This is a genomic window from Citrobacter sp. RHBSTW-00570 (assembly GCF_013739755.1).
Lineage (GTDB): Bacteria > Pseudomonadota > Gammaproteobacteria > Enterobacterales > Enterobacteriaceae > Citrobacter > Citrobacter braakii.
Genome location: NZ_CP056399.1, coordinates 2,387,842 through 2,408,426, shown reverse-complemented (window position 1 = coordinate 2,408,426; position 20,585 = coordinate 2,387,842). Strand labels below are relative to the sequence as shown.

18 protein-coding genes are annotated in these 20,585 nt (G+C 50.9%); 10 read left to right on the top strand and 8 right to left on the bottom strand.

Annotated elements, in window-relative coordinates; translation table 11 throughout:
* Positions 1–12 precede the first annotated feature (12 nt).
* The 6 genes from HV237_RS11450 to pspA form a co-directional block, all read right to left on the bottom strand.
* Positions 13–1,305 carry an ABC transporter substrate-binding protein gene (locus tag HV237_RS11450; protein ID WP_047358098.1) on the bottom strand — a complete coding sequence of 431 codons (1,293 nt, stop codon included), beginning with the start codon at positions 1,303–1,305 and terminating at the stop codon, positions 13–15.
* Positions 1,306–1,321: 16 nt separating this feature from the next.
* Positions 1,322–3,028: a sugar phosphorylase gene (locus HV237_RS11445; protein ID WP_047358097.1), complete on the bottom strand. Its 1,707-nt coding sequence runs from the start codon at positions 3,026–3,028 to the stop codon at positions 1,322–1,324.
* Between the two features lie 164 nt (positions 3,029–3,192).
* Positions 3,193–3,423: a phage shock protein PspD gene (gene pspD / locus HV237_RS11440; protein ID WP_003833267.1), complete on the bottom strand. Its 231-nt coding sequence runs from the start codon at positions 3,421–3,423 to the stop codon at positions 3,193–3,195.
* An 8-nt stretch (positions 3,424–3,431) separates the two neighbouring features.
* The gene (pspC, locus tag HV237_RS11435) at positions 3,432–3,791 is read right to left on the bottom strand and encodes an envelope stress response membrane protein PspC (RefSeq protein WP_003020497.1); all 360 of its coding nucleotides are present in this window, start codon (positions 3,789–3,791) and stop codon (positions 3,432–3,434) included.
* Positions 3,791–4,015: an envelope stress response membrane protein PspB gene (gene pspB, locus HV237_RS11430; RefSeq protein WP_047358096.1), complete on the bottom strand. Its 225-nt coding sequence runs from the start codon at positions 4,013–4,015 to the stop codon at positions 3,791–3,793. The genes pspC and pspB overlap by 1 nt, the downstream gene beginning before the upstream one ends.
* A 54-nt stretch (positions 4,016–4,069) precedes the next feature.
* Positions 4,070–4,738 (bottom strand): phage shock protein PspA, encoded by a 669-nt coding sequence (gene pspA, locus HV237_RS11425; protein ID WP_047358095.1) that lies wholly within the window; start codon positions 4,736–4,738, stop codon positions 4,070–4,072.
* A gap of 155 nt (positions 4,739–4,893) precedes the next feature.
* On the opposite strand from pspA, the gene pspF reads away from it, so the two are divergent.
* Positions 4,894–5,883, top strand: coding sequence for a phage shock protein operon transcriptional activator (gene pspF / locus HV237_RS11420; protein ID WP_029139556.1), 990 nt, complete (start codon positions 4,894–4,896; stop codon positions 5,881–5,883).
* 105 nt (positions 5,884–5,988) lie between these two features.
* Here the strand turns inward: pspF and HV237_RS11415 are convergent, their stop codons facing one another.
* Entirely contained in the window at positions 5,989–6,897 is a 909-nt protein-coding gene (locus tag HV237_RS11415; RefSeq protein WP_016156638.1) for an SDR family oxidoreductase, read from the bottom strand.
* A gap of 785 nt (positions 6,898–7,682) precedes the next feature.
* Here HV237_RS11415 and sapA point away from each other — a divergent pair.
* The 5 genes from sapA to sapF are packed head-to-tail and all read left to right on the top strand — an operon-like array spanning position 7,683 to position 12,965.
* Entirely contained in the window at positions 7,683–9,326 is a 1,644-nt protein-coding gene (gene sapA, locus HV237_RS11410) for an ABC transporter substrate-binding protein SapA (RefSeq protein WP_047358094.1), read from the top strand.
* Entirely contained in the window at positions 9,323–10,288 is a 966-nt protein-coding gene (sapB, locus tag HV237_RS11405) for a peptide ABC transporter permease SapB (RefSeq protein ID WP_003020545.1), read from the top strand. The genes sapA and sapB overlap by 4 nt, the downstream gene beginning before the upstream one ends.
* Positions 10,275–11,165, top strand: a complete 891-nt coding sequence (gene sapC / locus HV237_RS11400) for a peptide ABC transporter permease SapC (protein ID WP_016156640.1) — start codon at positions 10,275–10,277, stop codon at positions 11,163–11,165. The genes sapB and sapC overlap by 14 nt, the downstream gene beginning before the upstream one ends.
* Positions 11,165–12,157, top strand: coding sequence for a peptide ABC transporter ATP-binding protein SapD (gene sapD, locus HV237_RS11395; RefSeq protein WP_016153234.1), 993 nt, complete (start codon positions 11,165–11,167; stop codon positions 12,155–12,157). Before sapC ends, sapD begins: the two co-directional genes overlap by 1 nt.
* Position 12,158: 1 nt before the next feature.
* Positions 12,159–12,965, top strand: coding sequence for a peptide ABC transporter ATP-binding protein SapF (gene sapF, locus HV237_RS11390; protein WP_016153235.1), 807 nt, complete (start codon positions 12,159–12,161; stop codon positions 12,963–12,965).
* 38 nt (positions 12,966–13,003) lie between these two features.
* Here the strand turns inward: sapF and HV237_RS11385 are convergent, their stop codons facing one another.
* Positions 13,004–13,693 carry an EAL domain-containing protein gene (locus HV237_RS11385; protein WP_047358093.1) on the bottom strand — a complete coding sequence of 230 codons (690 nt, stop codon included), beginning with the start codon at positions 13,691–13,693 and terminating at the stop codon, positions 13,004–13,006.
* A 441-nt stretch (positions 13,694–14,134) separates the two neighbouring features.
* Here HV237_RS11385 and fabI point away from each other — a divergent pair, with 441 nt between their 5' ends.
* The 4 genes from fabI (at position 14,135) to pdeR (ending at position 20,549) form a co-directional block, all read left to right on the top strand.
* On the top strand, positions 14,135–14,923 hold the full coding sequence (fabI, locus tag HV237_RS11380; protein WP_016156642.1) for an enoyl-ACP reductase FabI: 789 nt from the start codon (positions 14,135–14,137) through the stop codon (positions 14,921–14,923).
* Between the two features lie 199 nt (positions 14,924–15,122).
* The gene (locus tag HV237_RS11375; RefSeq protein ID WP_047358092.1) at positions 15,123–16,268 is read left to right on the top strand and encodes a carboxymuconolactone decarboxylase family protein; all 1,146 of its coding nucleotides are present in this window, start codon (positions 15,123–15,125) and stop codon (positions 16,266–16,268) included.
* A gap of 89 nt (positions 16,269–16,357) precedes the next feature.
* On the top strand, positions 16,358–18,292 hold the full coding sequence (locus tag HV237_RS11370) for an exoribonuclease II (protein ID WP_047358091.1): 1,935 nt from the start codon (positions 16,358–16,360) through the stop codon (positions 18,290–18,292).
* A gap of 265 nt (positions 18,293–18,557) precedes the next feature.
* Complete coding sequence (gene pdeR / locus HV237_RS11365; protein WP_047358151.1) at positions 18,558–20,549, top strand: cyclic di-GMP phosphodiesterase; 1,992 nt, start codon at positions 18,558–18,560, stop codon at positions 20,547–20,549.
* The last annotated feature ends 36 nt before the right edge of the window (positions 20,550–20,585 follow it).

The following is a 20,585-nucleotide window of genomic DNA, read 5'->3' as shown; positions in this document are numbered from 1 at the left end:
TCCATTTCCCCATTAGCGCTGTTCAACGAGGTCATCCAGTTTTTTCTGGCTCGCTTCAATCGTGGTGACGAGGTCGGCTTTGCCTACCGTCACGTTGTGCACCATTGAGCTCACAACACCGGAGCCTGTGACGTCGCCCATGCGGGTGAAGTTCTTATCGCCGACGGCACCAAACACCTGGATATTCGGCAGTTCGGCAATCAGCTGATCGGGTAATTCACCCAGCGCTTTGATGACAGTGTTATCTTTCCACGTCGGGGTATTCACCACTGCTTTGTTGACCGGCAGCGCCGCCCCTGGCGACATCATGACCCAGTCCGCGATGTTGTCGGCCTGCTCCATAAAGGTGACAAATTTCTCTGCCGCTTCTGTCTCTTCAGACTTTTGACCCGCGGTAATGGTTAACGACGTCAGCATGCCGTAAACAGCGGAGTTTTTTTCCGTCGGCACCATAAAGCCCACATTTTTAGGGTCACCCTCTTTAATCACCGCCGGGAGGATATAGGTGGAATAAATCGCCATCGGCGCCGTGCCGTTCATGAACGCGTCTTTGACTTCCATGATGTCGTTTGAGCCCGGCATGGTGTTCATTGCCAATTGGCGGTAATACTGCAGCGCCTGCGCCATTTCAGGTGTGTTGAGCGTTATCTTTCCTTGCGCATCAAAAACGTTGGCCTGGTTTGAGAGCGCGAACTGGGAAAATGACTGTTCGGTCAAAACGCTTTCCGCCGTGGGCAGCGCAATACCATATTTCTTACTACCAGGATTGTTTAGCTTCTGCGCCACGCTCAGCAGTTGTTGCCAGTCTTTTGGCTCTTCCAGCCCAGCTTTTGCCAGCACATCTTTGCGATACCAGATCCCGCCAATCCAGGCGCTAACCGGAACCCCGGTCCAGGCAGTACCGTCTTCAGTACGCACAATACGCAGCACGCCATCATAAAAAGTACCTTCACCTACGGCGTTGATGACCTGCGCTACGGCTTTACGATCGATAAGTGATTCTTTATCCATAACTTTCGCGTAGTCATGGCTGGTTTCAATGACTTCAGGCAGTGAACCGCTCCGCGCCAGGGTAATGACCTTGGTGTTGTAGGCATCTTCTTCTACAGGAACCTGTTTGACACTGATCCCCGGGTTCTCTTTTTCAAAACGCTCAATCAGTTTTGCAATAACCGCCTGCCGCTCCTGTTCAACAGAAGAGTGCATAAATTCAATCGCAACAGAGGACTTTTTATCATCCTTACACCCGGAAACCAGGGCGCAGGAAACCAGTGCTGAAATCAGCACAATTTTAGTTTTAAGCATGAAATGTTCCTTTTTATTACTTAACCCACATGACCTGCCAGGCGTTCAACGTTAATTCTTTACCTGAAATAGTTTTACCGCTAATCAAATCAAATCCATTTTCAACATCAATACTAATGGTTTGCGTATGACCGCTGACATTAAATAATCCGGTAATTTTTTCGCCTGTTTCCGCCGTACGTTTAATTTGCATTACAGCCGGTGTAACACAGCTAATCTGAAAATCACTATCAGGGTGAAATGCTTTATTACTACGACGTATTACAATTAATCGGGATAATTCATGATAAATAGCGTGGCGCAAACTGGTTTCATCTGCCAGCTCCGTTTCGATTTGGCTTATTTGATATTTTTTGCGGTTGATCGCGCGGTTATAACCTAGCGCCTCGACACCTTTATAATCATTGCGTGACCCAAGAATGCTTTGAATGTAAACCGCAGGTACACCCGGAAAACTCAGCAAAATGGCATGTGCGAGAATAAAGCGGGAAAAACGTTCGGCATCACTACAATTGCCTGGCGTTAGTGCGTCCATATATGTCACGTTAATTTCATACGGACTGCGACTACCATCAGGGTTATTTTTCCAGTTAACCAGCGCGCCTTCCTGTTGTAATTCCGTCACCAGGCGCACGATCTCGTCTTCAGGTAACAAACCACGTAATGGGTTGAGACCAATGCCGTCATGCGATGCGAGGAAATTAAACCAGGTGGTCTCACTGGACGGCAGTTCCAGTGATTGCGCCCACTGGCACAAGGTTGAGGTATCCTGGCGTTGTACCGCATGCAGCACCAGCGGCGGTAACGAGAACTGGTACACCATATGCGCTTCATCACGGCCATTTCCGTAGTAGGACACATTATCCTTATGCGGAACGTTTGTTTCGGTAATAATCGCCGTACCAGGCGCCGCGCAGTCAGCAATAGCGCGAAATAGTTTGATAAGCTGATGCGTTTTTTCCAGGTGAATACAGGTCGTTCCAGGCTCTTTCCACATAAAGCCAACCGCATCCAGGCGGACATAATCGGCGCCCTGCTCAAGATAACTCAATAGCACATCGACCATCGCCAGTAACACTATCGGGTTGGCATAGTTGAGATCGATCTGGTCGTCGCTGAACGTCGTCCATAAATAGCGTACAGTGTTATCTTTCAGCGTAAAAGGCGTCAGTAACGGTAATGCGCGTGGACGCGTTACGTTGCTCAGGTCCGTATCAGGATCCATCGCAATAAAGAAATCTTCATAACCGTCAAGCTGTTGCAAATAGTTATTAAACCATTCGCTTTTCGCTGACATATGGTTACAAACAAAATCAAACATCAGTCGACTGGATTTACCCAATTGCTTAATATCATTCCAGTCACCGGTTTCTTCAGCAACCTGATGGTAATTAATTACGGAAAAACCATCATCCGATGACCACGGATAAAACGGCAACAGATGCACATGAGAAAATGTCGACTTAAGCCATTCATTATAAAACTGATTAAACATCGGCAATGGTTTTTTGCCTGCCCCGTGGAATTGATCGGCGTAGGTAATAAGAACCACATCGCCCTCGTCCCAATGCACTTTACGGATTTTTTTAATTAATCCCTGTGATTTCTCTAAACGTGCAATCAGCGCTTCATAGTGGCATGAAGTAAACGTATCACCATAAACTTCTGCCAGGCATTTTTGGATTTTTTGGTTCACCTTCAATTCTCGTGGTAGCGGTCCCATGAGTCAAGAGACTACTCTGCGGGAAATAAGCTGTCAATCGGCTGAGGTGGCCAGGAGGGGGATAATAAAAGAATTTCGGCAGCCAAAAAATCGTATTTGTGAGCTGCCGCAAATTAACAGAGGGAATGTTGATTAATTGTTGCTTGCTTTTGCTGATTCGGATATCAGGGTTGATTACCTGAATAGCGTTTCGATAATTTTGCCGCTGCCCGACTCAAAACCGGCTCCAGGACCAACGCCAGCAGCATTTTAAGCGGGCGTCGAGCGACGGACTTCACCGCCCACCCTGCTACCCCCGCCGGGCCGTAACGAAGCGCAGTTAAAAGCACCAGCTTACCTGCTATTTTAAAGCCCGGCTTAACCCTTTGCCCGGCACGTTGCCAGCGATTGTTCATTTCTATCCTCACAATTGGCGGAAACGGCTGCGCAATGAAAAGGTATCAGACGTGACATAACGCTCCATTTCACGCAAACGCTTTTCACTTGCCGCCAGCTCGCGATCGACGGCATCCAACAGCTCGCCGCTTGATGGCTGCTGCTCACCGGAAACCACATTGTCCGGCATCGGGTCCAACACAAACGTCAGCACGATGTAAGCGACGAAGGTGAAAAAGGCCAGACCAAAAAAGACGGACAACACCACCAGGATCCGTACCAGCTTCACAGGCACATCGAGGTAATGCGCAATACCTGCGCAAACCCCCTTCACCATGCCCTGTTGCGGAATACGCCACAGTTTTTTGTTCAGATTAACGCCTCCCATTAGCGGTCCCTCCAGTTTGGATGTTCAGCATCAAGGATGTCTTCCAGCGCCTGAATGCGCTCGCGCATCCGCTGTGCGTCATCGTTGAGTTCTACCAGACGTTGCTGTTCACTTTCAGCCAGTTCGCCACGACTGGAACGGTTGCTGTAATGCAGCCAGAGCCAAATCGGTAAAACGAACAGCACAAAGATGGTTAATGGGATAGCCAGAAATAGCGCGCTCATGAGTACTCCTTACAGGTGATGAGCGGCGGCGCGTTCGGGCGCCGCCAGATGTTATTATTGCTTATCTTGCTGCATTTTGGCTTTAAGTTGCGCCAGTTGCTCGCTGATTTCATCATCTGCTTTCAGGTCAGCAAATTGCTGATCCAGAGACTGCTGTTTACCGAAGTTATGGCTTTCGGCCTCAGCTTCCATCTGATCGATACGACGCTCGAAAGATTCAAAGCGTGCCATCGCTTCATCCAGCTTACCGCTGTCCAGTTGACGACGAACATCACGCGAAGAGCTCGCAGCCTGATGGCGCAGCATCAATGCCTGCTGACGAGCACGGGTTTCACTGAGTTTATTTTCCAGCTCACCGATCTCTTTTTTCATTCGCGCCAGCGTATCGTCAACCAGCGTCACCTCATGCTCCAGAGAAGCAATCAGATCAGTCAGTTTCTGTTTTTCGATTAAAGCAGAACGCGCCAAATCTTCTTTCTCTTTACGCAGCGCCAGCTCGGCTTTTTCTTGCCACTTTGCCTGTTGTGCGCTGGCCAGTTCGATACGGCGAGATAATTGTTTCTTTTCTGCCAGAGCGCGTGCGGAGTTTGAGCGCACCTCAACCAGCGTATCTTCCATTTCCTGGATCATTAACCGCACCAGCTTCTGCGGATCTTCAGCCTTTTCCAGCAACGCATTAATGTTGGCGTTCACGATGTCGGCAAAACGAGAAAAAATACCCATAATGTAATCCTCACTTACTGTTCTGATATCGGGCTATGCCCTGCTGTTTTCGTAATGCACTTGGCGTGCCAACTTTTTAACTAATTGATTTTAATGTAAATATCCAATTTTACCTGACGGGAGAATTAGGGTAAATTGGTGAATAACACTAACAAGTGGTGAATTTCATCATGGCAGGATACAAAGACAATATTCTGGGCGAAGCGAACAGCTTTATTGAAGTGCTGGAACAGGTTTCTCATCTGGCGCCGCTGGATAAACCTGTACTGGTTATCGGTGAGCGAGGTACGGGGAAAGAGCTTATTGCCAACCGCCTGCACTACCTCTCCAGCCGTTGGCAGGGCCCATTTATTTCGCTTAACTGCGCAGCTCTCAACGAGAACTTACTTGATTCCGAACTGTTTGGTCACGAAGCTGGTGCGTTTACTGGTGCGCAAAAACGCCATCCAGGACGTTTCGAACGCGCCGACGGTGGCACGCTGTTTCTTGATGAACTGGCGACAGCGCCAATGCTGGTACAGGAAAAACTGCTGCGCGTAATTGAGTATGGCGAGCTGGAACGCGTCGGCGGCAGCCAGCCCTTGCAGGTTAACGTGCGACTGGTCTGCGCGACCAATGCCGACCTGCCACGTATGGTCAGCGAAGGCACTTTCCGCGCAGACCTGCTGGATCGTCTGGCCTTTGACGTGGTGCAACTTCCCCCACTACGCGAGCGTCAAAGCGACATCATGTTAATGGCCGAACACTTTGCCATTCAGATGTGCCGCGAGATCGGGTTACCGCTTTTTCCGGGATTTAGCGCCGAGGCCAGAGAAACCCTCCTCCATTACCGTTGGCCGGGTAATATTCGTGAACTGAAAAACGTCGTGGAGCGCTCCGTTTACCGGCACGGTACCAGCGATTACCCGCTGGATGAGATCATCATTGACCCCTTCCGCCGCCATGTTGCGCAGCCACAGGCAGCACCACCAAAGCAGACATCTGTAGCATTACCGCTGGATCTGCGTGAATTCCAGCAGCAACAAGAGAAAGACTTTCTACAAACCAGTTTGCAGCAGGCAAAATTTAATCAGAAAAAAGCCGCTGAATTACTGGGTCTGACTTACCATCAGCTACGCGCGTTGCTTAAGAAACACCAGATTTAGCGCGCCTCTGCCAACGTTATATTGGAGGGTTTGACGCTTTATTGTCAGCACTCGTCCATTAAAGTCACTTTCCCCTCTGACTTTTCGACTCACGGAGCATAAACGTCAGAGGGTCCCTGTCCCCCCATCAGAGCACCAAACCTGGCCGGATGTATAACTGTTCTCTTCAGCGGCCAAAGTGACATAAAGCGGCGCAATTTCCACTGGTTGACCCGGACGACCCAGCGGTGCATTTGCCCCAAACTTCTCCACTTTTTCCTGTGGCTGACCGCCACAGCATTGCAGTACAGTCCAGTATGGGCCTGGCGCTACGGCATTAACCCGTATCCCTTTCGGTGCCAGCTGTTTCGCCAGCGATTTAGTAAATGCCACGATCGCCGCTTTGGTCTGAGCATAGTCAAGCAGGATTTCACTAGGCTCATAAGCCTGTACCGAGGAGGTATTAATTATCACGCTGTCTCGTGAAAGATGGGGGATAGCCGCTTTGGTGATCCAAAACATAGCGTAGACATTAGTCTTGAATGTGGCATCGAAATCTTCTGTGGTGAGCGCCTCAATAGACTCGCAAAATTGCTGACGACCCGCATTATTGACGAGGATATCCAACCCACCCAGCCCTTTTACCGCCTGTTTAACCAGTTGGCCGCAAAAAGTTTCATCTCGAATATCTCCGGGGATAGCCACGACATTTCTGCCTGCTTTTTTTATCAAGTCGACCACTTCACGCGCATCGTCTTCTTCATCAGGTAAATAGTTGATCGCAACATCAGCGCCTTCACGGGCATAAGCAATGGCAACAGCACGGCCAATCCCTGAATCCCCCCCGGTAATTAATACCTTGCGCCCATTCAATCGACCGCTTCCCTGATAGCTCTCCTCCCCATGATCGGGACGCGGTTGCATTTTTCCGGCCAGCCCTGGGAAGGGTTGCTTCTGCTGTGGAAAAGGCGGTGCCGGAAAACGCGCAGAATGAGTTTTATTGATGGTCTTTTTTTCATTGTTTAAGTCAGCCATTTAAATACCTCTCATTTTTTATCACAAAGATTATTAAGCGTAGACCAAAATGAGTGGCATGACCTTTGTAATTCACCGCAATTTAATATTTCGCGTAATATCACCTCTACCGATACACTAATCACCGCATCGCGCTTTCGAGTATTTTATGAGATTAATCCCTGCTTAACTCATGACTTTTATATCAATATATATCAATGAGATACATAAAAAAACCTTAACAGGCCAGACAATTTTATTGAGTAACGAGATACCACTCAGAAGCGAGACGTTAATAAATCCCTATGCAACTGTTTTTCCTGTGTTCATCTACCTACGTCGCCTCGCTTATATTTTACCAACGTTATGATTCATTACTCTTTATCATTTAAGAATTATCTAACGCTCAGCATGAATAAATAGCAACCAAACTTAACATCTCAACCCTATCGAAATGGAGAACGAATGAAATTATCCATAGAACCATTATGAGATTATTTTTATATTTCACTTTCCCCGCGATATTGCTGATGCTCTCTCCCGGCGGTCATGGTCACTTTCCCCCACGTCCCCCTCACATTTTTCTGTCAGCCAGCGAATCCCGCGTTTTAACGAGTCAGATGGGTCATGAAAATGCTAAGATAGTTAACAGAGTAAATTCAAAGTGGATAGCAGGTATGAATTTTGACCATGTCGCGGTGTTGAACTCGCGCTTATCGAGCCTGTTACTCCCAAACACAAACGGTAATGGCAAATGTCATTAAATATTAGTAAGATAGCCTCTTTATTTATAATCCTTTAAAATTATGCGCCTGGTTTTATCATCTCTGATCGTGATGGCTGGATTTCTGAGTGGTCAGGCTGCTGCCGCGCCTGAACAGGCTTCGCATGCTGATATTCGTGACAGCGGCTTTGTCTATTGCGTTAGCGGGCAGGTCAATACGTTCAACCCGCAAAAAGCGAGCAGCGGTCTTATCGTCGACACCCTGGCAGCCCAGCTGTATGACCGACTACTCGATGTCGATCCGTACACCTATCGACTGGTGCCTGAGCTGGCTGAAAGCTGGGAGGTGCTGGATAACGGCGCAACCTACCGCTTCCATCTGCGTCGTGACGTCCAGTTTCAGAAGACGGCCTGGTTCACCCCCACCCGCAAACTGAATGCAGACGACGTGGTGTTTACCTTCGAGCGCATCTTTGATCGCCAGCATCCGTGGCACAATGTAAACGGTAGCAGTTTCCCCTACTTCGACAGCCTACAGTTCGCCGATAACGTCCAAAGCGTACGCAAGCTGGACAACAACACCGTTGAGTTCCGCTTAACTCAGCCCGATGCCTCCTTCATGTGGCACCTTGCCACGCACTATGCCTCCGTGATGTCAGCAGAATATGCGGCTAAATTGGCAAAACAGGATCGTCAGGAGCTGCTCGACAGACAACCCGTCGGCACCGGACCGTACCAGCTTTCGGAGAATCGCGCAGGGCAATATGTTCGACTGCAGCGCCATGAAAAATTCTGGCGTGGTACTCCTCTGATGCCGCAGGTGGTTGTGGACCTCGGCTCTGGCGGCACCGGACGTCTATCGAAACTCCTGACCGGTGAGTGTGATGTTCTGGCCTGGCCTGCCGCCAGTCAGCTCAGCATTTTGCGTGATGACCCGCGCCTGCGTCTAACCCTGCGCCCGGGGATGAACATCGCCTATCTGGCATTCAATACCAATAAACCACCGATGAATAATCCCGCCGTGCGGCATGCGCTGGCGCTGGCCATTAATAACCAACGGCTGATGCAGTCCATCTACTACGGGACGGCGGAAACCGCAGCATCTATTTTGCCTCGCGCCTCGTGGGCTTATGACAACGAAGCTAAAATTACAGAGTACAATCCGGCAAAATCGCGCGAGCAATTAAAAGCATTGGGGCTGGAGAACCTGACATTACAGCTTTGGGTACCCACCAGTTCTCAGGCCTGGAACCCCAGTCCACTGAAAACCGCCGAGCTGATTCAGGCTGACATGGCTCAGGTGGGTGTAAAAGTTAAAATCATTCCGGTAGAAGGTCGTTTTCAGGAGGCGCGATTAATGGATATGAACCATGATCTAACGTTATCCGGTTGGGCGACGGACAGTAACGATCCTGACAGTTTTTTCCGACCGTTGCTAAGCTGCGCCGCCATCAACTCGCAGACTAACTTCGCCCACTGGTGTAATCCGGAATTTGACAGCGTTCTGCGCAAGGCCCTCTCTTCGCAGCAACTCTCATCGCGAATTGATGCCTATGACGAAGCGCAAAATATTCTCGCGAAAGAGTTACCGATCCTGCCGCTGGCCTCTTCACTGCGTCTACAGGCTTATCGTTACGATATCAAAGGACTGGTGCTGAGTCCGTTCGGCAATGCATCTTTTGCCGGGGTTTCCAGGGAAAAGAAAGATGAGGTGAAAAAGCCATGATTATCTTCACCCTGCGTCGTTTTTTATTGCTGCTGGTCACCCTCTTCTTCCTGACCTTTATTGGATTCAGCCTGAGCTACTTCACACCTCATGCGCCGTTACAGGGCGCATCGCTGTGGAACGCCTGGGTATTCTGGTTCAATGGCCTCATTCACTGGGATTTTGGTGTATCCAGTATTAACGGTCAGTTGATTTCAGAACAGTTGAAGGAGGTGTTCCCGGCGACGATGGAACTGTGCATTCTGGCCTTTGGTTTTGCGCTGATGGTTGGGATCCCCGTTGGTATGCTGGCAGGCATCACGCGGAACAAGTGGCAGGACCGCTGCATCAGCGCCTTAGCGTTGATGGGCTTTTCCATTCCGGTTTTTTGGCTGGCGCTGTTGCTGACGTTGCTCTTCTCACTGACTCTCGGCTGGCTTCCCGTTTCGGGACGCTTTGATCTTCTCTATGAAGTGAAGCCCGTTACCGGATTTGCCATTATTGATGCGTGGATCTCCGACTCGCCCTGGCGCGATGAAATGCTGGTCAGCGCAATCCGTCACATGGTGCTTCCGGTGTTGACGCTTTCCGTCGCCCCTACCACGGAAGTTATTCGCCTGATGCGAATCAGCACCATCGAGGTCTTTGATCAAAACTATGTTAAAGCGGCCGCCACGCGCGGTCTGTCACGCTTAACCATTCTGCGCCGTCACGTTCTGCACAACGCTCTTCCGCCGGTGATCCCGCGTCTGGGCTTACAGTTTTCCACCATGCTGACGCTGGCGATGATCACCGAGATGGTCTTTAGCTGGCCAGGTCTTGGCCGTTGGCTGATTAACGCAATTCGCCAGCAGGATTACGCGGCAATTTCGGCGGGCGTCATGGTGATTGGCTCACTGGTTATCATCGTTAACGTCATCTCTGATATTTTGGGTGCTATGGCTAACCCTCTGAAACATAAGGAATGGTATGCCTTACGATAGCGTATACAGCGAAAAGCGCCCGCCGGGTACGCTGCGCACCGCATGGCGCAATTTTTACGGCGATGCGACTGCGATGATCGGTCTGTATGGCTGCGCAGGATTGGCGATTCTGTGTATTTTTGGTGGTTGGTTTGCCCCTTATGGCATCGACCAGCAATTCCTCGGCTATCAGCTTTTACCGCCGTCATGGTCGCGCTATGGCGAAGTCTCATTTTTCCTCGGAACTGACGATCTCGGGCGTGACGTGCTAAGTCGCCTGCTCAGCGGCGCGGCCCCGACCGTTGGCGGCGCGTTTGTCGTCACCCTCGCCGCCACACTATGTGGCCTGTTACTGGGCGTGGTTGCCGGCGCAACGCACGGTTTGCGCTCCGCGGTGCTGAACCACATTCTGGACACCCTACTCTCGATCCCTTCGCTGCTGTTGGCGATTATTGTGGTGGCCTTTGCCGGACCGCATCTGACACACGCGATGTTTGCCGTCTGGCTGGCGCTGCTGCCGCGCATGGTACGCTCCGTCTACAGCATGGTGCATGACGAGCTGGAAAAAGAGTACGTTATCGCCGCTCGCCTGGACGGCGCAACCACGCTCAATATCCTGTGGTTTGCCGTTCTGCCCAATATTACCGCCGGACTTATCACTGAAATCACCCGTGCGCTGTCGATGGCGATTCTGGACATCGCCGCGCTGGGTTTTCTCGACCTTGGCGCACAGTTGCCGTCACCAGAATGGGGAGCCATGCTTGGCGACGCGCTGGAGCTGATTTATGTCGCACCGTGGACGGTTATGCTGCCAGGTGCGGCGATTATGATAAGCGTGCTGCTGGTTAACCTGCTGGGTGATGGCGTGCGCCGGGCAATTATTGCGGGGGTGGAATAATGCCATTACTGGATATCCGCAACCTGACCATTGAATTCAGAACCGGCGACGACTGGGTGAAGGCGGTTGACCGCGTCAGTATGACCCTCAATGAAGGTGAAATCCGCGGACTGGTTGGCGAGTCTGGATCGGGCAAGAGCCTGATCGCCAAGGCCATTTGCGGCGTCGCTAAAGATAACTGGCGCGTAACCGCAGACCGCATGCGCTTTGATGATATCGATCTGTTGCGCCTTTCCGCGCGTGAACGACGCAAGCTGGTCGGCCATAACGTTTCCATGATCTTTCAGGAACCGCAATCGTGTCTCGATCCGTCTGAGCGCATTGGACGACAACTGATGCAAAATATTCCGGCATGGACTTATAAAGGCCGCTGGTGGCAGCGCATCGGCTGGCGTAAACGCCGCGCGATTGAACTCCTGCACCGCGTCGGGATAAAAGATCATAAAGATGCGATGCGCAGCTTCCCGTATGAACTGACCGACGGCGAATGCCAGAAGGTGATGATCGCAATCGCCCTGGCTAATCAGCCGCGTTTACTGATTGCCGACGAACCAACGAACGCGATGGAGCCAACCACTCAGGCGCAAATTTTCCGCCTGCTGACCCGGCTGAACCAAAACAGCAATACCACCATTTTGTTGATCAGCCATGACCTGCAAATGCTCAGCCAGTGGGCTGACAAAATTAACGTGATGTACTGTGGGCAAACGGTGGAAACTGCGCCCAGTAAAGAGCTGGTGACTATTCCGCATCATCCTTATACCCAAGCGTTGATTCGCGCCATTCCTGATTTTGGTAGCGCAATGCCGCACAAAAGCCGCCTGAATACCATGCCAGGAGCCATTCCATTGCTGGAACAATTACCTATCGGCTGTCGTCTGGGGCCGCGCTGCCCTTATGCTCAGCGCGAATGTATCGAAACCCCAAGACTGACCGGAGCAAAGAATCATCTCTACGCCTGTCATTTCCCGTTGAACATGGAGAGAGAGTGAGATGGTAGAAACCCTGCTCGAAGTTCGTAATCTGAGCAAAACCTTTCGCTACCGGACGGGATTATTCCGCCGTCAGACCGTTGAGGCCGTTAAGCCGCTGAGCTTTACCCTGCGCGAGCGTCAGACGCTCGCCGTCATAGGTGAAAATGGTTCCGGTAAATCTACGCTGGCGAAGATGCTGGCCGGTATGATTGAGCCCACCAGCGGTGAGCTGCTGATTGACGATCACCCGTTAAAATATGGTGATTATTCATTCCGTAGTCAGCGTATCCGTATGATTTTCCAGGATCCGTCAACGTCGCTTAACCCACGGCAACGTATTTCGCAGATCCTCGATTTTCCGCTACGTCTGAACACCGACCTCGAGCCTGAACAGCGCCGCAAACAGATCATCGAGACCATGCGCATGGTCGGTCTGTTGCCTGACCATGTGAGTTATTACCCGCATATGCTGGCTCCGGGACAAAAACAGCGTCTGGGCCTTGCCCGAGCGCTCATTTTGCGACCCAAAGTCATTATCGCCGACGAAGCCCTGGCCTCTCTGGACATGTCGATGCGTTCGCAGCTCATCAATCTGATGCTGGAATTACAGGAAAAACAGGGAATTTCATATATCTATGTGACTCAGCACATCGGCATGATGAAGCACATCAGCGATCAGGTATTAGTCATGCACCAGGGTGAAGTGGTTGAACGCGGCAGTACAGCAGATGTTCTGGCCTCGCCGTTGCATGAGCTGACCCGTCGCCTGATCGCCGGTCATTTCGGCGAAGCGCTTACCGCTGACGCGTGGCGTAAAGATCGCTAGCAGATGCAGCCCTCCTCAACCGGAGGGCAATTTTGCAATCAGTGACAAACATTTGGTAAGAGCAGTGTATCAACCTCGCTAAACGCGACCGAAGGGAAAAGGGATCCCTGCATCACCCAAACACCAGCCGCGCCTACTTCGTCGATAAGCTGTTTGGTTTCCACACCCTCCACCGCAATGCGGTTGCAATATTCGCGGATGTTTTTAATTAGCACCGGGAACATCGGTTTTTCAGCCTGATCCAGGAAAAAACCACGATCCAACTTCACAACATCAAAACGACCGCAAACCAGCGGACTGGCCCCAATGCTGCCGGAGCCCAGATCGCCCAGCCATAATGCGTTTGGACCGTCGCAAAGTGAATTAATCAGCAGATTATTCAGACATACGGTATTCGTCAGAAAACGCTCTGAAAGTTCTAGTGCGACAAAAGGCATGGCATGTAGCGCCGATTTAACGCTCGGGTCGCCAATTGCCAGCAGCGCCATTTCATCAATGAGGTTCAGAGTACAGAAAAGGTTGTGGCTCTCAAACCAATTACGCTTTTCGGCAATTAATCGAATTTGCTCGAGCATGAAATTACGTTTTTGTTCGCTATTCCACGCTGAAATGATGAACTCTGGATGTATCGGCGAAACCGTATCTGAAGCAAACCGGACGCTCATCTCAACACCCAGTAACGTATCAGTTGTGTCTCTCATCGGTTCCGCGATGAAATGATAGTGCATAAGACCACTCCAATTGATCATAACTTCCTGATAATGCACTTTTAATCACAATCAATCAATAATAACGATCAATGTGTCAATATTGATCGATAAAAACAATATATCATAACGAACTGAATACGGTCATATTTTTTGTTTTAAGAAAGTTCCTACATTGCTATGTTTTAAAACATAAGCTAGCAGTTAATAATACCATTGAGATGCCTTTAAAGCCTTGTATTTTCTCCGTCCCCCCGCGCTTCGCAGAATGAATGAGACTTAACGAGGGAAAGTGTTATAACCCTCATGTGTAATGAAAAGTGATTATCAGTAAGGGATGATAACTATTCTACAAGGCACAAAGAGTGGGATATAATTGCTGCCCCATTTCGAAACACCTTCAAATTGTGATCATAACTCATTGATTGCTAAAAATAAGCAATGACCATAAGGATTAAAGCTATGGGTTTTCTTTCCGGTAAGCGCATTCTGGTAACGGGTCTTGCCAGCAAACTATCCATCGCCTGGGGTATCGCTCAGGCAATGCATCGCGAAGGGGCTGAACTGGCGTTCACCTACCAGAATGACAAACTAAAAGGCCGCGTCGAAGAATTTGCAGCTCAACTGGGTTCCAGCATCGTATTGCAGTGTGATGTGGCGGAAGATGCCAGCATTGATGCACTGTTTACCGAACTGGGCAAAGCCTGGCCGAAATTCGACGGTTTCGTGCACTCGATTGGTTTTGCGCCCGCAGACCAACTGGATGGCGACTATGTGAATGCAGTCACCCGCGAAGGCTTTAAAATTGCTCATGACATCAGTGCTTACAGCTTTGTGGCGATGGCAAAAGCCTGCCGTTCCATGCTGAACCCAGGCTCGGCGCTGCTGACGCTATCCTATCTGGGCGCAGAGCGCGCCATCCCTAACTACAACGTGATGGGCCTGGCAAAAGCCTCACTGGAAGCGAACGTCCGCTATATGGCTAATGCGATGGGTCCTGAAGGCGTGCGTGTGAACGCTATTTCCGCCGGTCCTATCCGTACACTCGCCGCTTCCGGCATTAAAGATTTCCGTAAAATGCTGGCGCATTGTGAAGCGGTTACGCCGATTCGCCGCACTGTAACCATTGAAGATGTGGGTAACTCCGCAGCATTTTTGTGCTCCGATCTCGCTGCCGGCATCTCGGGTGAAGTCGTTCACGTCGATGGTGGCTTCAGTATCGCGGCAATGAACGAGCTGGAACTGAAATAATCGTAAGTCTTCTATGGGCGGTCTTGCCCCGCCCATGACTCTCCTCTGCCCGTCGCCATATATGCTTTTCTGATATTTATTATCACGGAACAATCTTTCATCCCCTCTTCTGCTTACGTCAGGATATTGCAGCGCAAACGATCCGGCGTAGTAGTAGACGACGTGTCCGGGTCGCCACTTTTTAGACCAAGGACCGCCCATGGAACAACGCCGAATTGAAGGCAAAAGCCACTGGTATCATGAGACGCAATCCAGCAAGCATCCGCAAGATATTCTGCCGCTGGTGCCGGAAGCCGCTCATGTCGACGACAGCTTTTTACTGGATCTGGCGATACCTGATGACGCCCTTTTGCCTTTTCAATCCTGGTTAACCCCTGCCCGTAAACTTGCCCAGGTTCTCTTCCCGGTTCACGTAAACCTGAATCAGATGCACACATTCAGCGCCTATGAACGGATGAGTACGGCGCTTACCGTCGCTCAGGTGTATGGCGTCCAGCGATTGTGCAATCACTATGCCGCGCGGTTAACACCGCTTCCTGGCCCTGACTCGTCACGGGAAAGTAACCATAGACTGGCGCAAATCACCCAATATGCTCGCCAACTTGCCAGCTCTCCTGACGTGATAGGCGCACGCGATCGCCAGCATCTGGATGCGGTCGGGCTGACCACCAGCGATAGTATTTTGATGAATCAAATCATCGGCTTCGTCGGTTTTCAGGCCCGGACCGTGGCCCTGTTTCAGGCCTGGTTTGGACATCCGGTACGCCGAATACCGGGGCTGGATATACAGCAATTCGCTCACGCTTCGCCATTTAGTGCAACAAACGCTGCCTGGCACGCTGCGCCATTCCCAATCGAAAAATATCCTGCTCAGGACGAGACGAAGGCCAGACATTTTCCCGCTGAACTGCAAGCGTTGGTGCCATTACTGCTTCATTCACCGGTCATTTTAGATTTATTCACGACACTGATTTCCAGTACCCGGCGCAGCGCAGTACCGGTGCAGGCATTTTCACTGGCGGCGCTAATGACCTCACGGATTAACGGCAGCGTGGCCTGCTTTAATGAACAGGCACATACAGCCAATGAATTAGCCAATGTTATCGCCCTGCTTCGCCAGGAGGAACGTGAATTACAGCGCTGGGAACAGCGACATCCGGTTGAGCGCGTCACCCTGCAGGCGGTACAATGGCTAACCCGAGCGCCCGACCGTTTTAGCGCCGCGCTGTTAACCCCTTTGTTCGATCAGGGCATCTCTTCTGAACAAGCGATTAACCTGCTGGCCTGGAGCGGATTGTGCGGATGGTTGAATCGCTTGAAAATCGCGCTGGGCGAGACTTATTAACCGATCCACTTACTGAAAGAGCGCTTGCCGCAACTGAGAGAATCGCGTAAAACTGTCAGCCGCTCTTTTAGCCACGAAAATAGACAATTATGCTTCAGGACAACCCGCTGCTTGCGCAGCTTAAACAGCAACTGCATTCCCAGACGCCACGTGCTGAAGGGGTGGTAAAAGCCACGGAAAAAGGCTTTGGCTTCCTGGAAGTCGATGCACAAAAAAGCTATTTCATTCCACCGCCGCAGATGAAAAAAGTGATGCATGGCGACCGCATTGTTGCGGTTATCCATACAGAAAAAGATCGTGAATCTGCCGAGCCGGAAGAACTGATCGAACCCTTTCTGACGCGCTTCGTGGGTAAAGTTCAGGGCAAAAATGATCGTCTGTCCATTGTGCCGGATCATCCGTTACTGAAAGAAGCGATCCCTTGCCGTGCCGCCCGCGGCGTTGAGCACGACTTTAAAGAAGGTGACTGGGCCGTCGCTGAAATGCGCCGCCACCCGCTGAAAGGCGATCGCACCTTCTATGCCGAGTTAACCCAATTTATCACTTTTGCTGATGACCACTTTGTCCCGTGGTGGGTCACGCTGGCACGTCATAATCTCGAAAAAGAAGCGCCGGACGGTGTGGCAACTGAGATGCTGGATGAAGGTCTGGTTCGTCAGGACTTAACCGCCCTCAACTTTGTCACCATCGACAGCGCCAGCACCGAAGATATGGACGATGCGCTGTATGCTGAAGAGCTGGCTGACGGCAAACTGCAATTAACTGTCGCCATTGCTGACCCTACGGCCTGGATTGCAGAAGGCAGCAAGCTGGATAAAACGGCAAAAATTCGCGCGTTTACTAACTATCTGCCGGGGTTCAATATCCCGATGCTACCACGCGAACTGTCTGACGATCTGTGCTCTTTACGCGCGAACGAAGTGCGTCCGGTTCTGGCTTGTCGTATGACCATCACCGCGGATGGCGCGATTGAAGACAACATCACCTTCTTCGCAGCGACGATTGAGTCGAAAGCGAAGCTGGTCTACGACAACGTCTCCGACTGGCTGGAAGATGCCGGTGACTGGCAGCCTGCAAACGACGCGATTGCTGAACAAATCCGTCTGCTACACCGTATTTGCCTGAGCCGCGGTGAATGGCGTCATAATCATGCTCTGGTATTTAAAGATCGCCCGGATTACCGTTTTGTTCTTGGTGAAAAAGGTGAAGTCCTGGACATCGTCGCTGAGCCACGCCGCATCGCAAACCGTATCGTGGAAGAATCCATGATTGCGGCAAACATTTGCGCCGCCCGCGTGCTTCGCGACAAGCTCGGCTTCGGTATTTATAACGTCCATATGGGATTCGACCCGGCCAACGCCGACGCTCTGGCCGCGCTGCTAAAAACCCATGGTATGCACGTTGATGCCGAGGAAGTCCTGACGCTGGAAGGTTTCTGCAAACTGCGCCGCGAGCTGGATGCGCAGCCTTCTGGTTTCCTCGACAGCCGAATTCGCCGCTTCCAGTCTTACGCTGAAATCAGTATCGAGCCAGGGCCGCACTTTGGGCTGGGTCTGGAGGCTTATGCCACCTGGACCTCTCCTATTCGTAAATATGGCGATATGATTAACCACCGCCTGCTTAAGGCCGTCATCAAAGGTGAAACCATCGCCCGCCCTGGGGATGATACCACGGTGCAAATGGCGGAACGTCGTCGCCTGAACCGGATGGCTGAACGCGATGTGGGCGACTGGTTATATGCCCGTTTCCTGAGTGACAAAGCCGGGACCGATACCCGCTTTGCGGCCGAGATAATTGACGTCAGCCGCGGCGGTATGCGCGTACGTTTAGTTGATAATGGTGCAGTAGCATTTATTCCTGCCCCATTCCTGCACGCCGTTCGGGACGAGCTGGTATGCAGCCAGGAAAGCGGCACGGTGCAAATTAAAGGTGAAGTGGTTTACAAAGTCACGGATGTGATTGACGTAACCATCGCCGAAGTTCGCATGGAAACCCGCAGCGTTATCGCGCGTCCAGCCGCGTAACTCGTATCAATCCAGCGACCTTTCTCATTTTGTGAAAGGTCGTTTCTTTTTTCCGCCCAAATTCCCACCACCGCACTACACTTCTTTCATTCGGTCAATTTTATTTTTTTACTTTTTTCAGTTCCGCTGGCTTTGCTTTTTACGGATTCTGGATTAAACATAAATATATAAAAAAAACAATACGTTCAGCCATAATCACCCCGAATGAATCATGGCTACCCATACTTTTGAGGCTCTATGCGCTTTAAACGGGATAGTACACATGATGAAAGACGTCCGGGAGCTGGTTACGTTGTATAGCTATGTGGGCACTCATAACCCCTACTGGCGTTTGTCAGAGGATTGCAACATCCTGCATTTCTCTATCGACGAAGCGTCAGAAGCTGATCAGACCATCGAATTATTACCTGAACAAGCCGATCGCATTCGCGAGATGACGGTGATCACGTCAAGTCTGTTAATGACGTTGCCCATTGAAGATGACGACATTCCCGTGCATCTGGTCGGTCGAAAAATCAATAAGCGCGAATGGGCTGGTAGCGCATCCGCCTGGGATGACACCCCCTCCGTCGCCCGCGATCTGGCCCACGGCCTCTCTTTTGCCGAACAAGTCGTTTCCGAAGCCAATTCCGTTATTGTCATTCTTGACCGCATGGGCAACATTCAGCGGTTTAATCGCCTGTGCGAAGAGTACACCGGCCTCAAAGAACGTGAAGTCATTGGTCAAAGTGTATTCACATTATTTATGAGCCGTCGTGAAGCGGCGGCTTCACGGCGCAATATTGAGGTCTTTTTTCGCGAAGGTAACTCGTATGAGGTTGAACGCTGGGTCAAGACCTGCAAAGGCCAGCGTCTGTTTCTGTTTCGCAATAAATTTGTGCATAACGGTAGCGGCAAGAACGAAATTTTTCTGATCTGTTCCGGGACCGATATCACTGAAGAACGCCGCGCGCAGGAACGATTGCGGGTGTTGGCGAATACCGACTCCATCACAGGATTACCAAACCGCAACGCAATTCATGAACTGATCAGCAATGCGATTGAGAACGCGGGCGATACGCAGGTCGGTATTGCGTACCTCGATCTGGATAACTTCAAAAAGGTAAACGATGCCTACGGGCATATGTTTGGCGATCAGCTACTACAAAGCGTGTCGCTGGCAATCCTCAGTTGCCTCGAAGACAACCAGATCCTGGCGCGGTTTGGCGGCGATGAATTCATTGTTCTTGCCACCGAAACATCCCAGGGCACACTGGAAGCCACCGCATCACGCATTCTGACGCGCCTGCGCCAGCCCTTCCGCATCGGTCTGATTGAAGTCTATACCGGATGCTCTATTGGTATATCCCTCGCACCTCAGCATGGTCAGGACTGCGAGAGCGTCATTCGTAACGCGGATACAGCCATGTACACCGCGAAAGAAGGCGGCCGTGGGCAGTTTTGTGTTTTTTCTCCGGAAATGAATCAGCGGGTATTTGAATATCTGTGGCTGGATACTAATCTGCGTAAGGCGCTGGATAACGATCAACTGGTTATCCATTATCAGCCAAAGATAACCTGGCGCGGTGAAGTGCGCAGCCTGGAGGCGCTGGTTCGCTGGCAATCTCCGGAACGCGGCCTCATTCCACCGCTGGAGTTTATCTCCTACGCCGAAGAATCGGGGCTCATCGTCCCGCTGGGGCGTTGGGTTATTCTCGACGTTGTGCGCCAGGTCGCGAAATGGCGCGACAAGGGAATAAACCTGCGCGTGGCGGTAAACGTTTCTGCCCGCCAGCTCGCCGACCAGACGCTGTTTACCGCACTTAAGCAGGTACTTCACGAGCTCAACTTTGAGTATTGCCCCATCGATGTTGAATTAACGGAAAGCAGTTTGATAGAAAATGAGCAACTGGCGTTGTCAGTCATTCAGCAGTTTAGCCAGTTAGGAGCGCAAATCCATTTGGATGATTTTGGTACCGGTTATTCGTCGCTGTCTCAACTGGCCCGCTTCCCGCTAGATGCCATTAAACTGGATCAGACCTTTGTCAGAGAGATCCACAAACAATCCATTTCACAATCGCTGGTACGGGCCATAGTTGCGGTAGCACAGGCGCTCAACCTGCAGGTCATCGCCGAAGGCGTGGAAAGCGCGAAAGAGGATGCGTTTCTGACCAAAAATGGCGTCAATGAGCGTCAGGGGTTTTTATTCGCCAAACCAATGCCAGCCGCCGCATTTGAACGTTGGTATCGCCGCCATCTGAGTAAAAAAATGCGCTAATGCAGAGAGAATGAAGGTGATAAATAGCCATAAATG